18 protein-coding genes are annotated in these 25,378 nt (G+C 48.9%); 4 read left to right on the top strand and 14 right to left on the bottom strand.

Annotated elements, in window-relative coordinates; all coding sequences use genetic code 11:
* Positions 1-104: 104 nt before the first annotated feature.
* The 11 genes from AAC022_RS17010 to AAC022_RS16960 all read right to left on the bottom strand — a co-directional run bounded on the left by AAC022_RS17010 (position 105) and on the right by AAC022_RS16960 (position 13,836).
* Positions 105-512: a cytochrome C oxidase subunit IV family protein gene (locus AAC022_RS17010; protein ID WP_339732942.1), complete on the bottom strand. Its 408-nt coding sequence runs from the start codon at positions 510-512 to the stop codon at positions 105-107.
* An 82-nt stretch (positions 513-594) separates the two neighbouring features.
* The gene (locus tag AAC022_RS17005; RefSeq protein WP_339732940.1) at positions 595-1,671 is read right to left on the bottom strand and encodes a cytochrome c oxidase subunit 3; all 1,077 of its coding nucleotides are present in this window, start codon (positions 1,669-1,671) and stop codon (positions 595-597) included.
* The gene (locus AAC022_RS17000) at positions 1,671-3,389 is read right to left on the bottom strand and encodes a cbb3-type cytochrome c oxidase subunit I (protein WP_339732937.1); all 1,719 of its coding nucleotides are present in this window, start codon (positions 3,387-3,389) and stop codon (positions 1,671-1,673) included. Before AAC022_RS17000 ends, AAC022_RS17005 begins: the two co-directional genes overlap by 1 nt.
* Before the next feature lie 104 nt (positions 3,390-3,493).
* A complete protein-coding gene (coxB, locus tag AAC022_RS16995) occupies positions 3,494-4,462 on the bottom strand; it encodes a cytochrome c oxidase subunit II (RefSeq protein ID WP_339732935.1) in 969 nt (322 codons plus the stop codon).
* Between the two features lie 95 nt (positions 4,463-4,557).
* Positions 4,558-5,415, bottom strand: coding sequence for an SCO family protein (locus AAC022_RS16990; RefSeq protein ID WP_339732933.1), 858 nt, complete (start codon positions 5,413-5,415; stop codon positions 4,558-4,560).
* Positions 5,412-5,741: a hypothetical protein gene (locus tag AAC022_RS16985; RefSeq protein ID WP_339732931.1), complete on the bottom strand. Its 330-nt coding sequence runs from the start codon at positions 5,739-5,741 to the stop codon at positions 5,412-5,414. The genes AAC022_RS16990 and AAC022_RS16985 overlap by 4 nt, the downstream gene beginning before the upstream one ends.
* 51 nt (positions 5,742-5,792) lie before the next feature.
* The gene (locus AAC022_RS16980; RefSeq protein WP_339732928.1) at positions 5,793-7,022 is read right to left on the bottom strand and encodes a quinol:cytochrome C oxidoreductase; all 1,230 of its coding nucleotides are present in this window, start codon (positions 7,020-7,022) and stop codon (positions 5,793-5,795) included.
* Between the two features lie 59 nt (positions 7,023-7,081).
* Positions 7,082-8,479 (bottom strand): quinol:electron acceptor oxidoreductase subunit ActD, encoded by a 1,398-nt coding sequence (locus tag AAC022_RS16975; protein WP_339732926.1) that lies wholly within the window; start codon positions 8,477-8,479, stop codon positions 7,082-7,084.
* Between the two features lie 61 nt (positions 8,480-8,540).
* The gene (gene nrfD / locus AAC022_RS16970) at positions 8,541-9,935 is read right to left on the bottom strand and encodes an NrfD/PsrC family molybdoenzyme membrane anchor subunit (RefSeq protein ID WP_339732924.1); all 1,395 of its coding nucleotides are present in this window, start codon (positions 9,933-9,935) and stop codon (positions 8,541-8,543) included.
* Positions 9,936-10,030: 95 nt separating this feature from the next.
* A complete protein-coding gene (locus AAC022_RS16965) occupies positions 10,031-13,141 on the bottom strand; it encodes a TAT-variant-translocated molybdopterin oxidoreductase (RefSeq protein ID WP_339732921.1) in 3,111 nt (1,036 codons plus the stop codon).
* Positions 13,142-13,152: 11 nt separating this feature from the next.
* Entirely contained in the window at positions 13,153-13,836 is a 684-nt protein-coding gene (locus AAC022_RS16960) for a cytochrome c3 family protein (protein ID WP_339732919.1), read from the bottom strand.
* A gap of 1,193 nt (positions 13,837-15,029) precedes the next feature.
* Between AAC022_RS16960 and AAC022_RS16955 the strand changes: the two genes are divergently transcribed.
* The 3 genes from AAC022_RS16955 (at position 15,030) to AAC022_RS16945 (ending at position 17,812) form a co-directional block, all read left to right on the top strand.
* A complete protein-coding gene (locus AAC022_RS16955) occupies positions 15,030-15,950 on the top strand; it encodes a DUF1559 domain-containing protein (RefSeq protein WP_339732916.1) in 921 nt (306 codons plus the stop codon).
* A gap of 174 nt (positions 15,951-16,124) precedes the next feature.
* A complete protein-coding gene (locus AAC022_RS16950) occupies positions 16,125-16,565 on the top strand; it encodes a hypothetical protein (protein ID WP_339732914.1) in 441 nt (146 codons plus the stop codon).
* Between the two features lie 254 nt (positions 16,566-16,819).
* The gene (locus AAC022_RS16945) at positions 16,820-17,812 is read left to right on the top strand and encodes a Gfo/Idh/MocA family oxidoreductase (RefSeq protein WP_339732911.1); all 993 of its coding nucleotides are present in this window, start codon (positions 16,820-16,822) and stop codon (positions 17,810-17,812) included.
* Between the two features lie 134 nt (positions 17,813-17,946).
* Here the strand turns inward: AAC022_RS16945 and infC are convergent, their stop codons facing one another.
* Positions 17,947-18,495, bottom strand: coding sequence for a translation initiation factor IF-3 (gene infC / locus AAC022_RS16940; RefSeq protein WP_339732909.1), 549 nt, complete (start codon positions 18,493-18,495; stop codon positions 17,947-17,949).
* 287 nt (positions 18,496-18,782) lie between these two features.
* The gene (locus AAC022_RS16935) at positions 18,783-21,311 is read right to left on the bottom strand and encodes a TolC family protein (protein WP_339732906.1); all 2,529 of its coding nucleotides are present in this window, start codon (positions 21,309-21,311) and stop codon (positions 18,783-18,785) included.
* 407 nt (positions 21,312-21,718) lie between these two features.
* Between AAC022_RS16935 and AAC022_RS16930 the strand changes: the two genes are divergently transcribed.
* Positions 21,719-23,782: an efflux RND transporter periplasmic adaptor subunit gene (locus tag AAC022_RS16930; RefSeq protein WP_339732903.1), complete on the top strand. Its 2,064-nt coding sequence runs from the start codon at positions 21,719-21,721 to the stop codon at positions 23,780-23,782.
* A gap of 8 nt (positions 23,783-23,790) precedes the next feature.
* On the opposite strand, the gene AAC022_RS16925 is transcribed toward AAC022_RS16930, so the two are convergent.
* Positions 23,791-25,038 (bottom strand): VCBS repeat-containing protein, encoded by a 1,248-nt coding sequence (locus tag AAC022_RS16925; protein ID WP_339732900.1) that lies wholly within the window; start codon positions 25,036-25,038, stop codon positions 23,791-23,793.
* Between the last annotated feature and the right edge of the window lie 340 nt (positions 25,039-25,378).

Here is a 25,378-nt window from a genome sequence, read left to right as displayed (position 1 = left end):
TAACCTGCCAACGTACTAAGCGCAGAAACATGTACTGAGAAATATCGAATCAGGCAATTAAGCTGACTGTTCTATTTTCGCCGAACACGCCACCAGATTCAACATTATTTCTTAGCAGGTGCTGCCGCCGGTGGAGAAGCCGGTGCTACCGTGGGCGTTTTATCCTGCTGGAATCCCTTCACGTAATTATCATACGCATGGGAGTCCAATAAAATCATGCACAGAAAAAAAGCGGCGAAGACTATTGAGAAAAAGAACATAATCCGGTTGAGTGGTTTGTCGTACCAGAGGTGCATGAAGATGAAGACCACAAGTGATGCTTTGACTGTGGCAATCGCCATCGAGACAATCACATCGACGTCCCCGACATCATACTTAGCTGCTTCAACAGTGACGATAGTCAAAACAACCAAGGCGAGAAACACGCCGATCAGAACTTTTATCGGCACAATATGCACGTGGCAGCTTTGCGGGTTTTCTGTCTGAACACCACTTTCAGCATGATCTGACATGATGAATTCTTTCGTCTCTTTATTTTAAAACTGCTGGAAGCTCAAAGGCCTCGCTAATAGATGGAAATCAAACTGATACCGACTAGTTAATCAGATACAATAACGGGAACAGATAGATCCAGATCAGGTCGACCAAGTGCCAGTACAGGCCGACAAAATCGACGGCACCGAAATAGTATGTGGTAAACGCACCATGTACGGTTCGCACGATCAACCAGCTAATGGCAATCATCCCGCCAATAATATGAATTGCGTGTAAGCCGGTCATACAGAAATAAACACTGAAGAACGTTCCCGCCAGTTCAGGCTCAGGAACTTTTTCTTTCTGCTTGGCATATTCTGCGGGAACGGTTTCCGCCATCAGAATTTCTTCATCGGTTGGTTTTTCTGCATGTCCGAGATGGTGATAGCCAATACTGGCATAAGCGCCCACCTGCATGCCCATCGCAGAGACCAGGAAACAGCCAGCGATGGTTGCCAGCGTTTTTTTGTTGGGATTCTTGATGAGTACTCCCAAAGCCACACCGGAAAGCAAGATGATAGTCCATAACACGGTTGTCATATAAGACAGGGTGTGTTTGGTTTTTTCGAACAGGCTATCATCACTGTGATCATCGTGTGCTGCTGCTGACTCGTCATGTGCATGATCGGATGCTTCGCCACCTGCTGCTGGTGCAGCCGCAGCTTCCGCCTCATGATGTTCGGGGCTCTGATACATGCCCGCCCACAATAGGCCGTGGTGTGCTTTTTCAGTGTATTCAAAGGACTTCACACCCAGAAAGATCGCGGCACAGGCGAGTGTCGTCACCAGACAAACCAAGAGGCCCTTCGTTTGACCTAATTGAGCACAACGCACGCCCCACGCCATTGTCAAACTACTGAAGAGTAGGACGACGGTGTTGGCTGCGCCTAATGTCGTATCCAGAAACTGGCTGGCATACAGGAAGACTTCGGGGTGCAGAGAGCGGTAGACGGCGTAAAATCCGAATAAGCCGCTGAAGAATAGCACTTCTGTCACCAGGAACAGCCAGATCCCCAGTTTGCCGGTGTCAAACTGTTGCTGGTGCGAATCGAAGTGATGCGCCAACCGGGAATCATGATGCTCATGATCGTGGCTGTCGGAATGTTCGTCTGTTGTCTTGGTGGCCGCGGTATTCATTAAACTTCATTATCTCCTGATGCGGTCACAGATTCCTTGTTATCCCCCTGAGATTCAACGGGAACGAAGCCTCCGATTTCCTCATTGTAGACTACGGATTCCATAACATAGGGATCGCCGGCCAGAGGAGGATGATCGAAGTTATTATGTGGTGGTGGTGAAGAACATTGCCATTCCAGAGAAGCCCCGCCCCAGGGATTGGCAGGTGCCTTCTTACCGCGGTAGACTGAATAGATCAATGTGGCAGCCATCAAAGCCGAACTCAGCCCTAATAGATAAGCTCCCATCGTCGACAGAATATGCAGGTTTTGGAATTCCGGCAGATACGTGTAATAGCGACGGGGCATGCCACGTGTTCCTAAAAGGAACTGTGGGAAGAATGTCAGATTGAATCCCATGAAGACACCCAGGCAGGCAATCCGGCCCCAGAACTCGTTAAACATTTTGCCGGTAATTTTCGGCCACCAGTGATGGACGGCAGCAAACAGTCCGACGAGCGAGGAGCCCATCATCACATAGTGGAAGTGAGCCACGACGAAATAGGTATCGTGCAAATGGATGTCGGTCGCCAGGGTCGCCAGAAACAGCCCGGTTAAACCGCCGATCGAGAAAATGAAGATGAAGGCCAGACCGTAACACATGGCTGTTGTGAAACGAATCGAGCCTTTATACATGGTGGTTAGCCAGTTAAACACTTTAATAGCCGATGGGATCGACACACTGAATGTGATACCACTGAAGATCACCGCGACCATTTTGGACTGACCGGAGACAAACATGTGGTGTCCCCAGACCAAAAATCCAAAGATGGCAATGGCGATACTACTGTAGGCAATGAACCGGTATCCGAAGATATGTTTACGACTATGAACGGCAATCACTTCGCTGACCACACCCATCGCCGGCAGGATCATTACATATACGGCCGGGTGAGAATAGAACCAGAAGAAGTGCTGAAACAGCACCGGATCGCCGCCTAAAGCCGGATCAAAAATCCCGATGTGAAACGCGCGCTCGACGATCAGTAGCAGACCGGTAATCCCCAGAATGGGGGTCGCCAGGATCTGAATCAGAGCAGTTGCATACAAAGCCCACAAAAACAGAGGCATCTTAAACCAGGTCATCCCCGGTGGTCGCATGGTGTGAATTGTCACAATGAAATTCAACCCGGTAAAGATCGAGCTGAATCCCAAAATAAAGACCCCCATTAGCGCGGTAATCACAGCCGTGCTGCTGGTGATACTATAAGGTGTGTAGAAGGTCCAGCCGGTATCCAGTCCGCCCAAGACCATCGCCGCCAGAAAGAACGCGGCACCGAACATCCAGAGATAAAAACTCCCCAGATTCATTCGTGGAAAGGCAACATCCTTGGCCCCCAGCATCACCGGTAGAATAATATTTCCGATCGCTGCCGGGACCCCCGGAATAATCACCAGGAAGGTCATGATGGCGCCATGCAGGGTAAACATCTGATTGTACGCATCAGGCCCCATCAGCACTCTATTCGGCGAGAGCAATTCGGTTCTCAGCAGGACCGCAAAAATTCCACCTAGGAAAAAAGCGCAGGTCACGCCGATCAGGTACATGATACCGATGCGTTTATGGTCGAGGGTGAAAAACCAGCTTTTCCAGCCCTTCGAACAATTTAAATAATTCAATTCGCGGTATTGAATCGGAAAGTTAGATTTTGGATTGGAGGAGTCAACTACTGTTGCCATCTTCCAGCCTCCTGAATAAATTCAAATAGGGTCGGATTTAAAATCCGGAAACACAATCGAGAAACGGGTTCTCACTTATTATTTTCGTGATTGGATCACGTTAGCTACTTTTGACTCTTGATAAACGCAATGATTGCGGTGATATCCTGGTCCGTTAACTGCCCTTTGAAGGTCGGCATAATCGGTCGGAATCCATCCACAATTTTGGACTGCGGTTCAAGAATCGAGTTACGGATATAGTTTGCGTCTGCAATCGTAGAGGTCCCATCTGTGAACTTTCGCTCTTTGCCAAACAGGTCTTTGAACGAGGGTCCATTTTTGGGTACTCCATCCAGTGAATGGCACTGAATACAGCCACGGCTTTTGTAAAAATAGGCACCCGCTTCAACAGGGGTCTTGTTCTTATGAATGTCAGATGCCAACTGCAGCCATTTATCGAAGTCGCCGCGGGTCTCATGTACGACCACCTTTGTGACCATTTCCGAGTGTTTCTGACCGCAGTACTCAGCACACATTAGCGGATACGTTCCTGCTTTGGTGGCGTTAAACCATTCCTGTGTGTAACGGCCGGGAACCACATCCATCTTGGTCCGGAAGGCGGGAATCCACAAGCTGTGAATTACATCATCCGAAGCCATCGTCAAGGTCACGTTTTCCCCTTTGGGAATATGCAGTTCGCTTTCGATCCAGCCGTTCGGATACTTGAACGCCCAAGACCACTTCTTAGCGACGACATCAATTTCATAACTAGAAGCGGGAGGGGTTCGCATATCGAGATACGACGTAAACCCGACCCAGAACATGACAACTGTCAGAAGAGTCGGAATGACCGACCAGGACAATTCCAGTGTCAGGTTATGCGTGGCCGTTACTTCTGCTTCCACACCTGGACGATGTCGGTATTTGATCATAAACAGGACCATCAAACCGACAATCAACACGAAAAAGAACGTGCTGATATACAGGATAAAGAAGTAGACAGAGTCAACGCTCTCTGCCACCGTGGAACCTTGAGTCGGGAACCAAAACCCGGCTTCGCCATTCGCTAATAAATTAGGGATGAATAGTTTCATCTGCATTCACACAATCAACTGTTGAGTGTTAAAATATTTAAGGTATTAACCAAATCTGATTAAAACACAAACCGACTTCTTAGAAGACTCCTGTTTCAGGACCCCTCTGTCGTTTCCATAGTCTGACTTGCCGCCGTTTCAATACCCTGCTTGCCTTTGCGTCCCCGCCAATAGGGAATCAAAACGACCGTTAAGATAAAGACGGTGGCAAATCCACCAATTTTCATAATATTTCGTGCCGTCGGTGCATACCGACCACTGTCTGCATCATAGTGAAAACAGAACAGTAAAAAACGATCAATGGTTGTCCCAATTTTCCCTTCAGACGCTTCCACTAAAGCCAGCTTCAATGTCTGTTTTGGAAAATTCACTCCATACAAGTAGCGGGAAATCCGCCCATCGGGAGTACACACTAACAGAACTGCTGGATGAGCATATTCCTGGCGTTCCTCGATATACTTGTACTGAACTCCCATTGCCTCTGCTAATGTTGTAATTGCTGCCTGTTTACCACACAGAAAATGCCAACCATCGGCTGTTCCTGCACGGTTATATTCTTTGAAGTATTTCTGTTTTGTTAAATTGGCTCGCTGATAGGTTTCTTTCGGATCGATACTTACCGACAAAAATTCATATTGTTGACCCGCAGACCACTCTAATTCTTTTAAACCCCTCACCAATGCTGTCAGTTGTAACGAACACAACATCGGACAATTCGAATAATTCAGGGACAGGATGACGGGGCGATTATTTTTAAAGTAATCATCCAGCTTAACCTGTTTTCCAGAACTGTCCTGAAACTCCAATCCCAAAGGCAACGGACTCTTCAGATGCTCAACCACATCCAGCGACTCGATACTTTTCGGTGCTTTTTCCATACGCTGCGCCTGGACCGACATCACGCTGGATAACCAGATCAGAAGCGTCAGAATGAAGAACTGAAATGATTTCATGGGCTTTTAGTTTTGGCTTGTTTCTGCTTGGTTTGTTCCTCTTGAACAACAATTTCCATGGCCCGGTCAATGGGCACGGCAACGATATTTTTATCCTGATTAATCCAACGATATTCGGTTAACGCAGCCGCCTGGTTGGCCAGAATGCTATCAGCATTTTTCTCCGGTACCAGAATCACCTTCTCTATGTTTTCGGATTCTTCGAACGATAGATCCAATGCGGCAATCGCGAAGACCAGAAAAAAGGTAACGACAGTTCCGACGAAACCAACATAAGCGATCATCGTGGTATCGAGATCATCATAGGCTGCTTTATGACCGGACATAGTTTATTCTCTTATTTTAAAAGGCGCTGATCGAATTCGATCAGACTGTGATTAAATATTATGAAACTTGAGTGACTCTTCCAGACGCGGATCTCTTACCGGCATGACGGATGTCTGTCCGGCAAGTTTCAGTAACCCAGCGACATAAAGCCCGCCGACCCCGATCGTACAACAGACATCGACTAATATCATTCCGAAGGAGACACCCTCTAATTTTGCATTCGGCATTATCAGCCAGAAAATATCAATCCAGTTCATCACCAGCAAGTAAACGGCCCAGAAAAACAGCATCTTGGGGTTCCGCTTCATCCAGCGAGACATAAAGAACACAAACGGAATCGCAAAATGGCCGATAACCAGGATCAGTGAAATGATTCCCCAGCCATGCTCTTGGCGATGCAGGAAGAAGATAGTTTCTTCGGGGATATTTGAATACCAGATTAACAGATACTGTGAAATCGCGATGTAAGCCCAGAAGCAGTTAAACGCAAACAAAAGCTTGCCCACATCGTGTAAATGTTCCACGGTAACCGGTTCCTGCAGTAAACCTTTGCTGCGCAGGTAAATCAGGCTGATCGCCAGAAAGCTGAAGAAACCGACCAGACCGGCGGCAAAATAGTAAATCCCGAATATGGTACTGAACCAGTGGGGGTCCAGCGACATAATAAAGTCGATGGCAGCAAACGAGATGGTGAACGCAAACAACAACAGTCCTGGACCGCTGCGTCGCTCCATCAACAACGTTAATTCAGGATCCCCGTTCACATCCTGAGCGACTGATTTGTTTAAAAAGAACCGGGCTAGAAAGATCCACGAACCAAAATAAATCAGGTAGCGGAGTGCGAAAAAGCCACCGTTCAAATAAGGGGCTTTCGCTTGCAGCAGATGATCTTCAGCCACATTCTTAGCACTGGCCCATTGATATAAGATATCGTTACCGGCCAGTGTCACAAGCACGATCGGCAGTACGAGTATGGCCAGCGGAAGTACGCCCATCGCGATAAACTCAGATAACCGGCGTAAGACAACACTCCAACCAGCACGTGTGAGTTGCTGAATCATCACAAAGAACAGTGCGCCCAGCGAGATGCTCAAAAAGAAGAAGGTGCTCTGCAGGTACGAGAAGGCAAACTTTTCCATCCCGTTTTCGCTGAACAGCCCTAACACAAAGGCTACCGGCAGCAGGATAGCACAGCCCAGCGCCACCTTCATCGGCAGCGGCCCCAGTTCGGCCAGTGTTTGAACGGTCATCTTTTTATTTGTGTCAGGTGAAGTATGCATAACGTTTCTTGTTTTACAACGAGATTAAATTCAACAAGTTGCCTATGGAAATAACTCTATTATTTGGTGTCCCGAAGTTTTCTTTTTTCTTCTTCGGAAATTGTTTTTGCATCAATCAGGCGACTCTTCTGCAATGCTTTCAGATACAACACAATGGTCCAACGATCTTCTGGTGGAATTTGTGATCCGTAGGCGGGCATCTTGCGAACGCCGTTCGTGATCGTGTTATAGAGACGACCAATGGGAAGCTTTCGCACATTTTCTGTATGATAAGAAGCTGGTTTGACCCAGGTTCCCTGTTGCAGTTCCATCGCTCTTAAGGTGACAAGTCCATCACCGTCTCCGCCAAGGCCGTGGCAGGCAGAACAATAAATCCGATAACGTTCTTTTCCGCGGGCCATCATTTTTTCAGTGACTGGCATGGGGAACTCGGTGATCCAGGGAAGGCTATCAAGTCTTTTCGCTTCAGCAGCCGCGGCATCAGTGGCCGCCGGCTTTGCTACTGGTGTTTTTGCAGCATCCGCCTGCTTCTCAACTGCTTGTTTTGCGTCTTTTTTCTTTTCATCCTGTACCGCGATTGGCACGACATTCTGATCTTCAGGGAGATATTTCAACCCGTAGTAGAGGGGAATATTGTCATCTTTAAATTGGCCGCGAGCAATCGTGCCTTTGATATTCGGACGTATTTCGCGACCATCGGAGAATACGCTGGTTGTGTTTTGAGCTTTTAGACTAGGCTGAAAGTCCATGTCTTGAATGATATGAATCCGGGGTTTATTCGATTTTGTTGAGCGTACATATGCTATCAGTGCGGGCCCCATGATCATCAAGACACCCACAATACTCAGGCCTAGTTTCAGATTTCGAGGCAGTTTGGGAGATTCGACGTCAGACCAGAATTCTTCGACATTCGTGGGATTTAACGACTTGAGAAATTCGCCTGTATCGATTTCGGAAAACTTCGCGTCTTTGGCAACCATACTAATAAAGAAGCGATCATTTGTTGCACGACGAAAGGCATCAGATTTGAAGATAGGGTTATACAGTTTCGGCAACTGGTTCAGCCCGAGCATCCCGAAAAACGCACCAAAGGCGGCTAATAAAACAGACAGTTCAAACACAATCGGAATACAGGCAGGGATACTAAACGCCGGCTTACCACTAATCAGAAACGGGTAATCGTATGCGTTCATATACCATTGCATACTAATTGCAACTGTGCCACCCATTAAACCGCAGCAGGCCACGATCCAAGGCAGGATTGTCCACTTGATTCCCATTGCCTCATCAATCCCGTGTAGCGGGAAAGGAGTGTGCGTGTCCCAATTGCGGTAGCCGGCATCGCGTACTTTCTTCGATGCTTCGATCAACGCATTTGGATCATCGAACTCGGCAAGTAACCCAAGTAATTCAGGCTCTGCTTTTGTTTTTACAGGTTGTTCGATTGTGGTCGCCATAATCTTTTTATTCAAACTAAGAAGGTAAGTTGTACCTGACCGCTATCCCGCAGACACGCCTTTAGTGATCGCCATGACCACCAGGTCGAGGCATCACACTTTTAACTTCCGCCATTGCTACCATCGGCAGGAATTTACAGAAGAGCAGGAACAAAGTCATAAACAGACCGAAACTACCGATTAACATTAAAACATCGACGATGGTTGGTTTGAAATACCCCCAACTGGAAGGGAGGAAGTCACGGCTCAAGGATGTGACCGTAATCACAAATCGTTCAAACCACATACCGATATTCACAAAAATACACACAATAAAGATCATCCAGGGAGTCGTACGGATTTTCTTAATCCAGAACAACTGCGGGCTGATTACGTTACAAGAGACCATGATCCAGTAGGCCCAGGCATAGGGGCCGAAGGCACGGTTAATAAAGGCGAATGTTTCGTAGCGGTTACCACCATACCAGGCGATGAAAAATTCCATGGCATACGCATAACCCACCATCGTACCAGTGGCAATAATCACCTTGGTCATGTTTTCCAGATGGCGCTTCGTTAACAGATCCTCAATGCCGCAAATTTTTCTCGCGGGAATCATCAGCGTCAATACCATCGCAAAACCACTGAAGACGGCTCCTGCGACGAAGTAGGGAGGAAAGATCGTGGTATGCCAACCCGGTAACTGGGAAACAGCAAAGTCAAAACTAACGATAGTATGCACACTAAGAACCAGCGGTGCGGCGAGTGCTGCCAACAGCAGATAAGCTCTTTCATAGCGATGCCAGTGTCGCGAAGAACCATTCCACCCAAGTGAAAACAGACCATATGCGAACTGCTGAATTTTTCCGGTTGCCCGGTCCCGTAACGTTGCCAGGTCGGGAATCATGCCCATGTACCAGAATAACAGTGAAACGGTTGCGTAAGTCGAAACAGCAAACACGTCCCACAGCAGCGGACTTCGGAAGTTCGGCCACATCGACATCTGGTTGGGAATCGGGAATAACCAGTAGGCCAGCCAGACGCGACCAATGTGAATCCCGGGGAAAACACCCGCACAGACCACAGCAAAAATCGTCATCGCTTCAGCAGCACGGTTGATTCCGGTTCGCCAGTCCTGACGAAACAGGAATAAAATTGCAGAAATCAAAGTACCAGCGTGACCAATACCGACCCAGAACACGAAGTTGACAATCGGCCAGCCCCAGAAGACAGGACTGCGGTTACCCCAGACACCGACACCGGTAATAATCAAATATCCAATCAGACCAAACAACATTCCCATTAAGCACGCGGAAAAGCCTAATGCCAGATACCAGGTTTTGGAAGCCTTGCTCTCGGCCAGCCGACAGACCGCATCAGTGATTGTCCCATAGTCGTGGGCACCAGTCACAAGCGGAGTTCGTTTGCCGGGAACTTCGGTTATTGTGTCAATTGGCTCTGATGTTACTGAAGCCATAGCTTTTGATATCTTTGTTCTATAAATTCAAAAGGGTTGGTTAATCACTCTTATCGTCGTGTGACAGAAATTCCTGCTGTCACGAATTGTCTCGACTAATGTTTCTCTGACTTTTTCTCAGTGTTGGCTTTCTCAGTGCCCACTTCTGCGTGCTGCTCGTCATGACCGTGTCCATGCTCTGCGCTGGCAGGTTTCGCCAGTGAAGGATGAGGATTTGTAATCTTGGCCATATAGGACGTCCGAGGTTTGATGTTCAACTCGGACAGAGCAGTGTATGAGCGAGAATTTGCACGGGCCTGAGCGACTTTACTTTTTTCATTCGCCAAGTCACCAAACTCAATAGCCTTCGCGGAACAGGCCTGCTGACAGGCTGTTACGATTTCACCATCTTCGATCGGACGCTGGTCATTCTTGGCTTCGATCTGAACTGCTTTAATACGCTGCACACAGTAAGTACATTTTTCCATCACGCCACGATGACGCACGGTCACTTCCGGATTCAATACCAGAGCTTGCAATTTTCCGCGAGGCTCTTCGTAAATCTTATTGAAGTTGAAGTAGTTAAAGCGTCGCACTTTATAAGGGCAGTTGTTGGCACAGTACCGGGTTCCGACACAGCGGTTATAAACCATGTCGTTCAAACCTTCATCGGTATGCACAGTGGCAGCAACGGGGCAAACCTGTTCGCAAGGAGCCAATTCACACTGCTGACACAACATCGGCTGCACAGCGACACCCGGGTTGTTTTCATCATCACCTGTAAAATAACGATCGACACGTAACCAATGCATTTCACGACTGTTAAGCACCTGCTCACGACCGACGACAGGCACATTATTTTCTGCCTGACAGGAAACGGAACAGGCATTACAGCCGATGCACTTGGATAAGTCGATGGACATACCCCAGGCTTGCCCTTCATAGGAAAGCTCTTGATAGGCAGGCTTGCCCTCTTTGTTTTTATCCCATAAGGAGACCAGAGGGGGGTGATGTGTACGTTTTGTCGCGAAATCAGGATTTGCTTCATATTCGCTGAGATCGCCTTCGCGTACGAGCTGGCCGACGCGTCCCTGAACTTCGTTTGCACCAACCGCATCAATGGCATGGTGGTCCTGAGTAATGGCTAACTCATACTCTTTGTCTGTCTTTTCGACTTTCAGGCCACCAGCAAAATTCATGGCTGCCTGGGACTGCAGTGCCGCGATGTTTTCGCCAACAGGCTTCACATCACGGGCAACGTCGCCACCAACGAGTCCGGCTGCCGTGCGGCCATAACCCAGAGCAACCGCAATGGAATTTGGTGCCTGTCCTGGCAGAACATAAACGGGCAGTTCGATCGACTTGTCATCCAGAATCAGTTTTACAACTGACCCGAACTCAACCCCAAGGTCTTTGGCTGTTTTGGGAGAAATCAGGGCAGCATTGTCCCAGGTAATCTTAGTCAGGTTATCGGGAGTTTCCTGTAACCAACCGCTATTCGCAAATTGGCCATCATGCAGTTGCGGACTGATGTAAAAGACCAGCTCCATTTCTTCGCTGGCTGCTTCGACAATTTTGGCAGCAGGCAGGGATTTGACTTTTGGCGAGACTGCTGCCAGTGAACTTCCCTTTAAAACGCCATCATGTACCAGCCGGCGCCATGAAGCATTCACTGTCATTGAATCCAGTGAGCCTTTGACGGATTCTTTGATCAGATCCAACGCGACCGGATGTTTGTCTCCACAGAGAATTGCCAGTAATTCTACTTCTGATTTGCCGTCGTGTAATGGTTCAATTAAAGGCTGTGCCACACAGAGTGTTCCGTCATAAGCACGAGCATCGCCCCATTGCTCAAACGGATGTGTTTTGGGCAGATGCCAGTTACACAACAGTGAGGTCTCATCCTCATACTCGCCAAGGTGCATCGAGTTGGGCACCTTGTCCAATGCGGAAACAAAGTCGATATCACCGGGAGCATTATAGGCGGGGTTTCCACCCAGAATGACCAGGGTTTCGACAGCACCCGACTGCATTTCTTCAGTTAATGTTCTTAACGCTTCGACGGAAGATAAATCACGTGCCAGCGGCTCTTTGGAATACCGGACTGCTGCTCCCACATTACCCAGCTGCTCATTCAGTTTATTCACACGAGCATGAAGCTCGGCAGGTTGATTCGCGCCGATGGCAATCAGTCCGGAGCCCTGGTTTGCAACCAGATCTTCAGCCATGGCTGCTAATACTTTCGCAGCATAATCGTCACTTTCTGCTTCCGCATGCTTTTCTGACAAACGCTGTTGAACCTGTTCTTCCAGCTTCGTCAGAAAATAGCCAAGGTCAACCGATCGAGTTGGCAGACGATGATCGGCGGCAGCCCCTGTTGTTGTAAATCGACTTTCAACGGCATACAGACGATTCATTGGTCCTGCAGCAGGGTCGCGTCGGGCAGCCCATTCGCGTGTGTGCAGAAGCGATGCAGGATGCTCGGACAGCAGATCCTCATCCAGGCAGACAATCACATTTGCCTTGGTTAAATTGAAGTGGGGACGAACCGCTTCACCAAAGGCAATTTTGGCACCTTCGTAAACATGATCACGCGAGTCGGCTGTGTAATCATACCAGCGTGCCTTCGGATATAACGCAGAAAACTTCTCCTGAAGATTCTTTCTGGCAGCCGAAGAACTCACATCAGCCAGCACCCGTAACTTGGCGCCGCCGTCCTTTTGTGCCTGACCCAGCACAGTATCAGAGTATTCAAGAAAGGTCTGCCAGTCGCGAGTGTAACGTGTACCGCCTTTGCGCTCGACAACACCGACGGCCCGGTCGGGGTCGTATAAAGACAGGGTTTCTGATTGTGCAAAAACAGTAGAAGCTCCCTTGCTTTGTGGCGAATCGGGATTGCCTTCCACTTTAATCGGCCGACCATCGAGGCAGGTTACCAGCAGGCTCTCAGCCTGCCCACCCAACTCCATGAATGTCGCGTATTTTTGTGGTTTACCGGGAATCATGCCTTCCGGGCGTGACACACTCGGAGAAATTTTTTCATCTTCCCAGCGACAGCCTGAAACCCCAGCCAGAGCAACAGACGCGCCCATTAACTGCATCCAACGCCGACGCGAGACCCCTTCGGGGTATTCGGACGCAGCTACTGGAAATTCTCGATGCAAAATTTCTTCAAACTCCGGCGTGGAATGCAACTCTCCCAGACTTCGCCAATACTTTTTATCCACAACCGAACCCCTTAGCGGTGACACGTAGAACAATTAGTAGAAGGATTCAAATTCAGTTCCTCACGAACTTTTTTACCCACTTCGTGCGGATTTCCCTCGGCCTCCCAGTCAAGTTTTGTAACAAACTCGGGTGGACGAAGGTTCGGCTCAGGATTTCGATGGCATTCCAAGCACCAACCCATGCTTAATGGCTTTACCTGAGTCACTGTTTCCATCTTGTCGACCCGACCATGGCAGGCAACACAACTCACGCCACGACGAACATGAGCACTATGGTTAAAGAAAACATAATCAGGCAAGTCATGCACACGCCGCCACTGCATCGACTTTCCAGTTGCCTGACTCTCGCGAATGGGAGCCAGCTTAGTACTGGTAGAATGAACGGCAACCGTGTTCACAACGCCATTGGCATCGGCGCCACTATGACAATTCAAACAGGTTGAAGTCGGAGGAATGGCAGCATGCCCGGCAACTTCGACCGTGTTATGACAATAGCGGCAATCCAGCTTGAGCTTGCCCGCATGCAGTGCATGACTGAAAGGCAACGGCTGCTTGGGCTGATAACCGACGTCTGTCGTTTCAGGACTTGCTCCATAAGCAACCATCCCAATCACGTACAGCATACCGATTCCGCCCAGCGCACCTAGCACTGGCACAATTGCATTTGTCCATTTTGGAAACTGAAAACGATCCATTTTGATATACCTGATAAGACCTTTCGAGCAAGACCACACCCCCAAAAGCAGGAATAGCCTCTGAGTTAGATGTGGCAACCGACGGTCAAAGCGGACTTTTTACCTGAGCTTCAGAGAAGAAACCCCATCATCAGCTGAAAGAATAGAAGTATGAATAAAACTAAGCAATCCATTCCCAGACGAATAGCCGTAAGTTTCTTGGAGTCGGGAGTCAGGTGATTAGAAATTCTCAATAATGGGGACAGCCAAAAAACACTGCAGAAAATGATCTAACAGAACTTCAAGCAATTCCCTCCCCGAGAACTACTGACCAAATAGTAAGGGTGCATGAGTTGCACAAAACCTTACACTCTGATGGCCAGTCATACCCGCACGGATTTCATCAATCCCAGTCAGGACACAGATATCTGGATTAGTGGGCTCAATGCGATCTTGCCAAGTATGGGTTAATGGGTAGTATAGAGGTGTTGGGTCGGTCACGGTTTAACGGACTCCCGGCATACTTACCCAGAAGAAACACGCACGTACTTTCTTCCTGACGACGAATTTTCTCATTCAGTCAGTGTATCGATTCATTAATAACTGGGATCCATTCGCTAAATTGGGAGACAACCAAAGGCAGCTTTCCCAAACACATCGCCGCTTGAGAAGCTCGGTTGAAATTGATGGCAAAGACGGCGTCTGAAAATATGAAACCAAGGGCCACATGAATCGCTTCCCGTTTGAAGTCGAAAGCTTTGCCTGCAGCGACCCCGCGACATCAACCTGACATGAGGAGCGTTGCTAATTCCACCCTTGCAAGAGGTCTCTCGCCTTAGGTCATTCTAGCGATTGGAGTTAGTATAAATTCTCGCACCGTCAAAATGCCCCACTGATTATCCTGCGGTATCCCCATGATTTTTACTTTTATTTAGAATTTCAGCTGGATTCAATTTTATTAATGAGTAAAGTAAATCCTACCCTATTTGCAGCAGGTGTACCTGAAACCAGGATTTGAAAATACTGTACTAAAAAATTGCGATATCTGATCAGATTGTTCAAACGATTTCGATCGCGTTCTTATCAGGGTGTTGCAAGTATCTTTTTTTCTCTACCTACCAGATGGAATTCTGAGGACTTGCTTGCCATTTGTATTTTATTTCTAAAATTTACGTTATATGTATATTAATCTTCTTTTTAAAAGGTTCTGAATCATGCAAAAAAATTCGTGCTCAAGAAAACACGGCTTCACGCTCATTGAATTACTGGTTGTGATTGCCATCATTGCAATTCTTATCGCATTATTGTTACCGGCAGTGCAGCAAGCCCGTGAAGCAGCACGCCGGTCGTCTTGCAAGAATAATTTTAAGCAAGTCGGCTTAGCGCTGCATAACTATCATGACACACATAGTGTTTTTCCGTACGGTGTGATGAGTACAGGGACATTTCACAGACGGGACACCTGGATGCAACAAATTCTTCCCTATATTGAACAGGCCCCCATGTACAATCAATACATGAGCTGGCAAGGACAGTGGGTAATGGACACCCCTGTGGATCTCAAAGATAAGACGCTTACTGTTTTAATGTGTCCCTCAGAAGCATCACACCCCGCCTTTGGTGGAGGTGGTGGCACACGTTCTGGTGGACGTGGATTCCAAGGAAGCTATGTCGTCTGTGCCGGTGATCAGCCTATTACCAACGGAACTGATCCCGGTGGAATCTTCTACTCTCAATCCAGTCATAGAATGCGTGACATTGTGGATGGTACAACGAATACTTTATTCCTCAGTGAGACGATCATCCGTGGCAATAGCGGTGGGGGCTGGGGGGCCGCAGGTGGCTACTGGGGAGGTGGTACTGGGGGTGGATTCGGTTTCACGACTCTTGAGCCACCCAATACATCACTCCCCGATGAAGTTTACTCCTGCAAGAGCGAGACCTTCCCAAACTCACCCTGTTCAAGCCAGAGTAACTACAACTCACCCAGAAACTTCGCAAGAAGCTACCACACCGGAGGTGTACACGTCGCACTCGCTGATGCTTCAGTACGCTTTGTTAGCTCGAACATTGATCGCACCCTGTTCCAAAACCTGGGAACCCGACGAGGTAATGAGGTCACCGGAGAATGGTGAGCAGAGAATCCTGCCCTCATTCTCTAGAACATTCGGTTGTCGCCTGAGCTAAAGACGCCTTGATTCATGCGCACCTGACCAAACGGAGTTTGATCAGGTGCGTGGGATCGCTGACACCGTGAAACAAAGCCTGGTATATTTCACTAAATGATTCAACGTTGAAAGAAGACTTCAATGAAACCATTGATCAATCAATTCCTTTGTTGCGCCACTCTGTTTTTCCTCACCTCTGTGCTGGCTGGCTGTGGAGGTAACTCCGATGGCCCTAAGCTGGTTCCGGTATCCGGAAACATCACCCTGAATGGCGACCCACTGCCTGAGGGAGATATTATCTTCCGCGCTGCAGATGGGAAGGGACATGCCTATGCTGGCAAAATCAAAGACGGATCCTATTCCATTGAAACAGAAGCCGGAAAAAAGAAAGTCGAAATCAAATCCATGAAGGAAGTCCCCGGCAAGACCACTGAAGACAATCCGGGTGAAGTGGTTAATGTGCGTGAGCAGGTCGTTCCCACAAAATACAATTCGGAATCAACGCTTGAAATTATGGTGACCGAAGAGGGGGCTGACAGCGCTGATTTTGCATTAGAGGGAGATCCTCCGAAGTCATCCTGATAACGCAAGTTCTGCTTGCAGCCAAATTCGTTTGACACCATTTTGACAGCATGCAAGTCGGTGATTTAATTCCGCTTCTACCCTGTATTGGTGGGTACGAATTGGCTATACTCTCGTCATTAGAAGAAACCACTTCGGGTTTATGCCTACTCAAGGCATGAACCCCGCAGTTCAGCATCCTTTCACACTGATCAAGACGGTTTTCTTTCTTCTCATCCCCTCTTCTACGACGAATAATCAATAGTAGGCATCACATGAGCGATAAAATCCGCTGGGGTATTCTGAGCACAGCAAAAATTGGAACACTACAGGTGATTCCTGCGATGCAAAGAGGCCAGTTTTGTGAAGTGACCGCGATGGCATCGCGCAATCTGGAGCGGGCACAACAGGTCGCTACGGAATTAGGCATTCCCCATGCGTATGGTTCGTATGAAGAACTGCTGGCAGATCCGAATATTGATGCAATCTATAACCCCCTGCCCAACCACATGCATGTTCCCTGGTCGATCAAAGCCATCGAAGCCGGGAAACATGTGCTCTGCGAAAAACCTATCGGGTTGTCTGCCACGGAAGGGCAGCAGCTTCTTGACTGTGCCGCCGCACATCCGGATTTGAAGGTGATGGAGGCCTTCATGTTCCGGCATCACCCTCAGTGGCAACTGGCGAAAAATCTGGTGCAGGAAGGCAAGATTGGAACCCTGTGCACGATCCAATCCTTTTTCTCCTACTTTAATGACGACCCACAAAACATCCGCAATCAAAGTGACTTAGGCGGGGGTGGCTTAATGGATATTGGCTGTTATCCAATTTCACTATCGCGGTTTATTTTCGGTGCCGAGCCCCAGCGCGTTTCGGGGATTGCCGAATATGACAAAAGGCTTGGCACAGATCATCTGGCCTCTGCCACTTTGGACTTTGGAAACGGGACGTCGACATTTACCTGCTCAACGCAGCTCAATCCGTATCAGCGTGTCCACATTCATGGAACGACGGGCCGCATCGAAATCGAAATTCCGTTTAATGCACCCATCGATCGTCCCTGCAAGATCTGGCTGCAGACAGGAGATGAGATTGAAGAGATTGAACTGGAGCTCTGTAGTCAGTACACGATTCAGGGAGATCTGATGTCGCAGGCAATTCTCAATAACACCCCCGTCCCCACTCCCCTGAAAGATGCGATTGGGAACATGCAGGTGATCGAGGCAATCGTAGAAAGCAATCGAAGCGGAAACTGGGTCTCTCTTTAAGGAGACCTGGTGTTCCCATTGTTCGGCAGCCTGAGGTCGATGCAGTGAACCGCGCGCAACGCGATCGAATAGGGTTGATCCTCTTATTCGAGTTCCAGTTCTGATCCGTTTATCGCGTTGAAAGAAGGCGACGATTAACGGGGTGCCAGTACCATAATCATATTCCGACCGCTGGCCATTGTAGGAGCCTGCTCTACTTTCGCGATCTCGGTAAGTTGTTCCTGAATGCCTCCCAGGATGGTTCGTCCCAGTTCATGGTGCGCATTTTCACGACCACGGAACATGATATTGAATTTGACCTTGTCTTTCTGCTCCAGAAATTTGCGGGCGCTTTTCAGCTTGAACTCAATATCATGTTTCCCGATTTTCGGACGCATCCGAATTTCTTTGAGCTGGACCTGATGTTGCTTCGTGTTTTTGCTGGTCTTTTTTTTACGCTCATACTTCAGCTTGCCATAGTCCATAATTCGACAGACTGGGGGTTTTGCGTCAGATGCGACTTCAACCAGATCAAGGTTTGCATCCATAGCTAACTTTAAAGCGTCTGCGGTAGGAATCACTCCTAATTGCTCCCCGTCTTGATCAATGACCCGTATCGGAGTAATCCGAATCTGATCATTAAGTCTCTGCGTTGTTTCGATTGTTTGTTTCTCCTTGTAATGGAAAAAAGAAATAGGTTTCATGTCTTGCGTGAAAACAACCTGTCAGCAAGACACACTGGTATTATTATAGTCTCAATGAAAAAAAGAACATCTCAAAATGAGATGTCTCTTGCCTCACGCCAGAATCCAGAAGAGTCATCTAGCTAAACTATACTGCTACTTCTTAAGTTATATCAATCCTGAAAGTGGGGCAAGTAACACTGATACAGTATTTTTAGTGAAAATTTGAGGTTTGACCAGGATTTCAGGACGCCAGGTGGCGACTCTATCCCGGTTCAAGCAGAAATACCGGTGCTTTTCAGAGGGGGCTATTCAGCCTCTTTTAAGGGAAAACGTCGTACTTGATTGGAAAAGTCCCTTATATTTCGGCGTTTTGTTTCGGGAATCGGTACGGGCTCCCAGCGAGGGCCAGAGTTTCGAACTCCTTGAAACGGGTCCTGCCCGCGTGTATCGCTTCTGACCGGAAATTCCAGGGTCTGGTTCTGTCGTGCGGATCTCAAACTGGGGGGGCCATTGGGGCTCAGGACAGGCTGAAAATTTTGTTCTGACCGCTCATTCGCAGGGGGAGAGGCGACCGGAGTCGTCAATTCCGTACCATAAAAGGCGTCCTGTAATTCGGGCCGGAAATTTGGTTCCCGCGCCGGAGCTAAAGGAAGTTGTGATTCAAATCGCTGCACAGGTTCATAACTGTTCTGTGTCCCTTCCAGATTCTGAATCGGATTCTGAGGTTCAGATGGCTCGTTGAAATCGATCGAGCGAATATTTTCTTCAAAGGATTGCACAGAGGCAGATTCGCCAGTCACACCGGGTACCGGAGGGACAAAATTTTCAGGCATTGGTTCCGGAGCTGGTTGTGGCTGGTTATTGGGAGTATCACCGGGAATTAGTAATTGAGGAAAGACTCCCTGATCTAAGTTGCCGGAATAGGACGGCGCTTGAGCCATTGTTCGGATACGGCCCCGCAGACGTTCCCGCTCGGCAGCATCCGTATATGCTTTCTTAGGCCAGCGTCCCTCTTCCAGGTAAATATTGTTGTAAGAGAGCAAAGAGCCTTTTTCGAACTGGACATTTTTGACTGCCAGAGAATATTCGACCAGAGAACGGTAATAGCTGCCATCCGCTTCGGCCTGGCGGCGTTGTGATTCCAGTAGCAGATCCAGCGTCGCATTATCTGATTCAAAAGCCGCCTGCACAGCCGCGACTTCCTGTCTGGCAGCATGACGACGATTAAAGGTCGTTTGCAATACGGAATATGCGCGATCCACATCGGCAATGGCATTACTTAAGCTTTGTACGATGGTTCGTTCCTGTTCATGCAGAATAGCGCGATCGCGGGCCAATTGTAATTCTGCATGACGCATCGCCGCGTGTGCCTGACGTTTCCCCAGGGGTACCGATAATTCCAGTCCCACTTGCCATTCCTGGAAATCGCCATCAAACAGGTTGTTCAGGGCGCCGTCAAAGCGTCCGGTATCATTTCCCTCGGCCAGATAATTGCGACCGAAGCCACGCCAGCGATAGCGGCCAATCAAATCTAATTCCGGCATCAGGAAGTTTTTATTCGCCTGTAGTTCCAGTTCCCGTTTTTTGATTTGCCAGCGTTGGCGGCGGATTTCTGGACGACGATCCAGCGATTCGACCAGGGTTTCTTCCCAGTCAAATTCCACACGTGCCAGTGAAGGTTCATCGGCGGGGCGAATTAAACGACCATCATTGATGGGAATTCCCAACAACATTCGTAAACGACGTTCCGCGACATACACACCATGATTACTTTGGAATGTACCACCCTGGCTGCCATTGTTGGTATGTGTTCCATTCAGCAGCCGACCGCTTAATGCATTTTCGACCTCAGCCTGATAGCGGAAATACTGTTCGCGGGCCTGCGCTTCTTTTTCGGCTTCACCGCCACGCCGCCCGTTTTCATATAACGCTCGAATTCTTCGCCAGGTCTCTAACGCGGAATCGCGGGCCATAATCTTTGCATCCAGATCCCGGTAGCCGTAGTACAGATCCCAGTACGCATTTTCAACATCACTCACCAGATCACGGACTGAGATTTCAAATTCACCCAGACTGATATCCGTATTGATTCGAGCAATGATCACGCCATTGATGACACCAGGCGTATTACTCGGACCTGCCAGTTGATTAAAATCGATGCCGCCACCTCGTAACAGGGGATGACGAAATTCCATTTCGATATTGTTCTGGTACGCATGTGCAAACTGGTTGCCGGGAGAATTGTTCGCGTCGTAATCAATGTAATCACGTAACGTAAATTCGGTCCCGGTCATGGCACGCTTCGTTAATTGCGCTTGAATGACCATTGCATCCTGTCGTAACAGACGTGTTCCCCCGCCGAAGAAGACGTTATTCAGTGCCTTATCATTTTTCTCAAAAAACGTACTTGCAGAGAGTGTCGCATCGTAGGCACTTAAAGCACCTTCCACACCATAGCGGGGGTCGGCTTCCGTAATCGCAGGATCATATTTCGTATGCAGGGCAGCAGGCGTGTTTAAGGAAACTCCGCCAACATCACCCAGAACTTTTGAGTTCTGCAGCGCCAAATTCATGGCCTGCTCGAGTGTCAGCTCCCAATAATCGGGTGTTGCTGAACTGGAAATCATGGCAGGAGCCTGTGTGCCAATCGTATCTCCCTCATCGACTTCATCCACATTAGGGTATTCAATTTCTGTCAGGGCGCGCTGATAGGTTTCTTCGTTTTCCACGAATTCATCTTGCAGCGAATTCTGATCCAGAAAATGGCTGCACCCTGGGCCCAGCATGACGACTGCCGCTAACAGAAGCTTCATCCGGGTTATGAAAGAGTTCATCGATAAACCTTGGTCAGATAGGACCATTGACACAAAAAGGGAGATACTCTCTCAACTCATCGGCATTCGAACACCTCTTCCCAAAGTGAAATTTCGGCACAGTCGGAATATTCCGCATAATCGGATAACCGGTGCTCGCGGCCAGTGCTTCGCAGGCTGCCTTTTCTGCCTATTTGCTTACAGGCTGTTCTGGGTTCGTATTTTCGGGCAGGAATCGATCAGAGAAACTGCGCAACGATTTAAAGTTGTACACTAATTACTTTCGGAAGCCTGATCGCTTTTCGAGACTCAATCCGCGTACAGGTCTCACTCCTGTGATAGGATGCTACACAACTGGATTTCCGCCGGGATGTTGCCCCGGTTGATGCTGGAAACGTCTTTCTGAAACCCTCATTCATTTGAATCACATGTCGACCGATGAATCCTCTTCCATAGAGAATCTCTGGCAGGAAATAGAAGAGCTGGTTTTAGGGCTGGCTCAACTCTCCCGTACCGAGATTACAAGTCAAACCTTTTACACGGAGTTGCTCGCGCGCGCCGTGCGTGGCATGTCTGCTTTAGGGGGGATTTTGTGGGTTCCCGATGCGAGCGGAAATTGGGAGATTCTGCACTCTGTTGGCGTGAACCCGGAAACGAATCCCAAGTCGCCCCTCAGTCCGCAGGAAATCGAACAACATCGCCGATTGCTCAGTGAAGCCTTGCAGGAAAATCGGCCGGTGACGATTCCAGCTCGTTCCGGATTATCTGAAAAACATCAGGGTAAAAATCCGCTGAATGAAAATCTCATCCTGTGCCCGGTCGCCGTTGAAGGTCATCCCGCACCATGTATGGGCATTCTAGAAGTCGTACACCAGCCGCCTCAATCCTTTGCTGCACAGGATGGTTATCTTCGTTTTATCAGCACTTTGTGTGAAATTTCTCAAGACTACTGTCAGCACAAGCAATTACAGAAACTACAGGAACTCGAATCGCTGTGGGAAGAGTTCGAACGCTTTTCGGAACACGTGCATTTACATTTAGATTCACAACAAACCGCATATATCATCGCCAATGAAGGTCGAATATTAGTCAACTGCGATCGGCTTTCGGTCCTGCAACGAACCGGTGCCACTTATCGCCTGATCGCTGCCAGCGGCGTCGACGCGATCGAACGTCGCTCTGAGTCGGTCCAACGTCTGGAAGCATTGGTTGGCTGTATTCAATCGCTGAACCGCCCCTACTGGATCATGGAAGCTGAGAAAAAATATCCGCCACAGATTACCGAGCCTTTACACGCGTATCTCGATCTGGCCTCTTCACGTTCTTTGATGATTTTTCCGCTACAGCAGATTACCGCAGAAGCGTCAGACAAAACACCGGAATCCCGGCAACAGAATCAACCAGATGCGCAGGAACTCACAATCGGTGCGATCGTTGTTGAGCAGTTTCATGAAGTGACGCCGGGTAATACAGTATTGGATCGGGCGCTTGCTGTCTCGCGGCACGGGGGAACCGCCTTGTATAATGCGCTGCAGTTCGAAAGTTTTCCTTTTTTTCCATTTCTGAAACACTGGTCGCATTCGCCACTCCGTAAAAAACAGATGACGTGGCGCAATCTGATTGCCACTGGTCTGATCCTGGCACTGATCTGTATGATTCTGATTTTCACTCCCGCCGACTTTACCATCGAAGGCACCGGCGCACTCCAGCCCGTCGAGCAGCAAAATGTTTTTGCGACGGCGGATGGCATCGTCGATCAGATTCTCGTCCATCAAGGCGAACAGGTTCAAGCCGGCACGACCTTGATCGTACTACGCGATTCTGATCTGGAACTGGAGTTCAGTCGTGTGCGGGGAGAAATACAGACCGCTCAAAAACGTCTAGCGGTTATTCAGGCAGCGCGACTGGAACTGAATGCAACCGACGCCAATGCCTTACAGCAGGCCAATCGACTGACCGCCGAACAGGAAGAACTGAATGAACGCCTGAAAAGTCTATCCGATCAACGGGCCTTACTTAAACAGCAGCAGGATGCATTGACGCTGAAAAGCTCGCTTCCCGGTGAAGTCCTGACTTGGGATTTACAGGAAAAACTGCTGGCCCGACCTGTGCAGCGTGGTCAGCGATTATTAACGGTCGCCGATCTGAAAGGCCCCTGGATCCTGAAAATGCAAGTCCCCGATTCCGAAATTGGCCATGTCCTCGAAGCACAACGGCAGAGTAAAAGCCCGCTCCACGTTTCGTTCCTGCTGTTAACCGATGCGGATCAGACGTATCAAGGCACGATCGAAACCATTGCCGCCACGGCCGAGCCGGATGAGGATGGAATACCCACAGTGCAAATTACGGTGAAGCTGGATCACGAATCGATCAAAGGGCTGCGTCCCGGTGCCTCAGTACTCCCTCAAATTGACTGCGGCAAACGTGCGCTGGGTTACGTCTGGCTCAGGCGTCTGTTTGAAGCGGTGCAACGCGAAGTCTTTTCCTTTTAACGTCGATTCTATTTAACGGGATTTTCGTACCAGAACACACCCAGCCCTTTTTTCTGGTCCCGTTCTTCGCACGAAATTACATCCAGATCGCCGTCCGCATCAAGGTCCAGCAGTTCGATCCGATCAAATTTAATTCCCCGCGGCCCGCTGATCTCATGCGTTTGCCAGGTCCCCTTTGATCCGTCTTTAGAATAGCTCATCCAGAACATCCCCGATTTCGGAGGATCTGCGTTTCCACAACTGACGACCACGTCAGGCTGTCCATCCAAATTCATGTCTCCGACCGCCACTCCTTTGCCGTGTCCTGTATTGGCGGGAAAAGGAATTACCTGCTTCTCCCACTTCAGTCCCCTTTGATCCAGACGACGGAACCAGAGTACTTCATCCGGTACTCGGGTCACGACCAGAATATCACGGAAGCCATCCTGATCAAGGTCCGCCACGTGTGCGAACATCACTTCCCGATCCTGTCCGCCGACCCAATGATTCTTCCACTGCTTCGCGTGCAACACCATACCGAAACCCGGATTTTCGAGCCAGCGACAGCCGCGCAGTTTCCCTTTACGATCTGTTGTTAACAGATCCAGATCCCCGTCACCATCCATGTCGAGCGCAAACAACGACATGATCCAGCCTGCAGGAGAAACTGCGTGCCACTTGTATTGCGCCAGATTGCGCGGGTTCGCTGCCGACTCAAACCAGCCAATCTGTGCCCCAGGCCCTTTACCGGCGGCCACCAGTTCCGATCCCCCGCGTGAATCGTGACTGAGACGCGCGGGAATGGCAAACATCCACATCATCCGATCTTTTGATGCGGGTAGCACTTCCTGTTCCCAGCGATTTTCAAAGGGCTTCGTAGTCGCAGGAGGCCAGTGTACGAAAATCGCACGCGTTTTTCCTTCACAGCAACTGACCACTGCCAGGCGTCCGTCCCGAGCCAGATCGATCCAGGCGGCGTCTTCCACATGAGGTGTTGTGCCTACTGTCACTGCGGGCCAGGGAGCTTTCGCCTGAGCAGGACCCGAATTGCGATAGATGCGTGTCAGGCCACCTTCTTCCCAACCCGTGGTAATGTCGAGAAAACCATCTCTGTCAACATCAGCCAGTTTCACTCCATCGGCGCCCCGGGAAGACTGGTCGATCACATGATATTTCCAAGGCGTTCCTCGTTCTGGTTCCTCTGCTCCCACACTCGCCATGAATAGCGTACTCAACAACAGGCATAACCCTCCCTTGCATTTTAAATCACAGCACATTTTGGAAACCTCATTTCAAAGTTGATGTTGCTATCTGCTGATCCAATATTAATCGACTAAGGCAAAATCGCAATATTGCTTCGTGTCACAAGTAAAATTGACTGTCATCGTCGACTGCGTCTCCAGAATGATTGCTTCGTAAATGAAGGGTTTTTCTCGCTTTTCCAAGTCAAATAGCAGTCCCATTTTTGCGACAGTCTGATAACCGGATCATTCAGGATAATCGATAAAGTTTCCCGTCGACGATAGCCGATCATCCTTAGGTACAGGCGATGGTACAACTGATGGTGATCAGCATGATGCCGGTCAGCATTGGAACTGCTGTGACAAAGGATTGTCA

Origin of the sequence: uncultured Gimesia sp., from assembly GCF_963976445.1 — a bacterium.
In the GTDB taxonomy this organism is placed as follows: Bacteria; Planctomycetota; Planctomycetia; order Planctomycetales; family Planctomycetaceae; genus Gimesia.
This window is presented reverse-complemented; position numbering and strand designations above follow the sequence as displayed.

Excerpts from the sequence above, each read along its gene's own strand:
- coxB (WP_339732935.1), bottom strand. The coding sequence starts at position 4,462 with ATGAAACTATTCATCCCTAATTTATTAGCGAATGGCGAAGCCGGGTTT.
- AAC022_RS16990 (WP_339732933.1), bottom strand. The coding sequence starts at position 5,415 with ATGAAATCATTTCAGTTCTTCATTCTGACGCTTCTGATCTGGTTATCC.
- AAC022_RS16985 (WP_339732931.1), bottom strand. The coding sequence starts at position 5,741 with ATGTCCGGTCATAAAGCAGCCTATGATGATCTCGATACCACGATGATC.
- AAC022_RS16980 (WP_339732928.1), bottom strand. The coding sequence starts at position 7,022 with ATGCATACTTCACCTGACACAAATAAAAAGATGACCGTTCAAACACTG.
- AAC022_RS16925 (WP_339732900.1), bottom strand. The coding sequence starts at position 25,038 with ATGTGCTGTGATTTAAAATGCAAGGGAGGGTTATGCCTGTTGTTGAGT.
- AAC022_RS17010 (WP_339732942.1), bottom strand. The coding sequence starts at position 512 with ATGTCAGATCATGCTGAAAGTGGTGTTCAGACAGAAAACCCGCAAAGC.
- AAC022_RS16960 (WP_339732919.1), bottom strand. The coding sequence starts at position 13,836 with ATGGATCGTTTTCAGTTTCCAAAATGGACAAATGCAATTGTGCCAGTG.
- AAC022_RS16950 (WP_339732914.1), top strand. The coding sequence starts at position 16,125 with ATGAAACCATTGATCAATCAATTCCTTTGTTGCGCCACTCTGTTTTTC.
- AAC022_RS17005 (WP_339732940.1), bottom strand. The coding sequence starts at position 1,671 with ATGAATACCGCGGCCACCAAGACAACAGACGAACATTCCGACAGCCAC.
- AAC022_RS16935 (WP_339732906.1), bottom strand. The coding sequence starts at position 21,311 with ATGAACTCTTTCATAACCCGGATGAAGCTTCTGTTAGCGGCAGTCGTC.
- nrfD (WP_339732924.1), bottom strand. The coding sequence starts at position 9,935 with ATGGCTTCAGTAACATCAGAGCCAATTGACACAATAACCGAAGTTCCC.
- AAC022_RS16955 (WP_339732916.1), top strand. The coding sequence starts at position 15,030 with ATGCAAAAAAATTCGTGCTCAAGAAAACACGGCTTCACGCTCATTGAA.
- AAC022_RS17000 (WP_339732937.1), bottom strand. The coding sequence starts at position 3,389 with ATGGCAACAGTAGTTGACTCCTCCAATCCAAAATCTAACTTTCCGATT.
- AAC022_RS16930 (WP_339732903.1), top strand. The coding sequence starts at position 21,719 with ATGTCGACCGATGAATCCTCTTCCATAGAGAATCTCTGGCAGGAAATA.
- AAC022_RS16945 (WP_339732911.1), top strand. The coding sequence starts at position 16,820 with ATGAGCGATAAAATCCGCTGGGGTATTCTGAGCACAGCAAAAATTGGA.
- infC (WP_339732909.1), bottom strand. The coding sequence starts at position 18,495 with ATGAAACCTATTTCTTTTTTCCATTACAAGGAGAAACAAACAATCGAA.
- AAC022_RS16975 (WP_339732926.1), bottom strand. The coding sequence starts at position 8,479 with ATGGCGACCACAATCGAACAACCTGTAAAAACAAAAGCAGAGCCTGAA.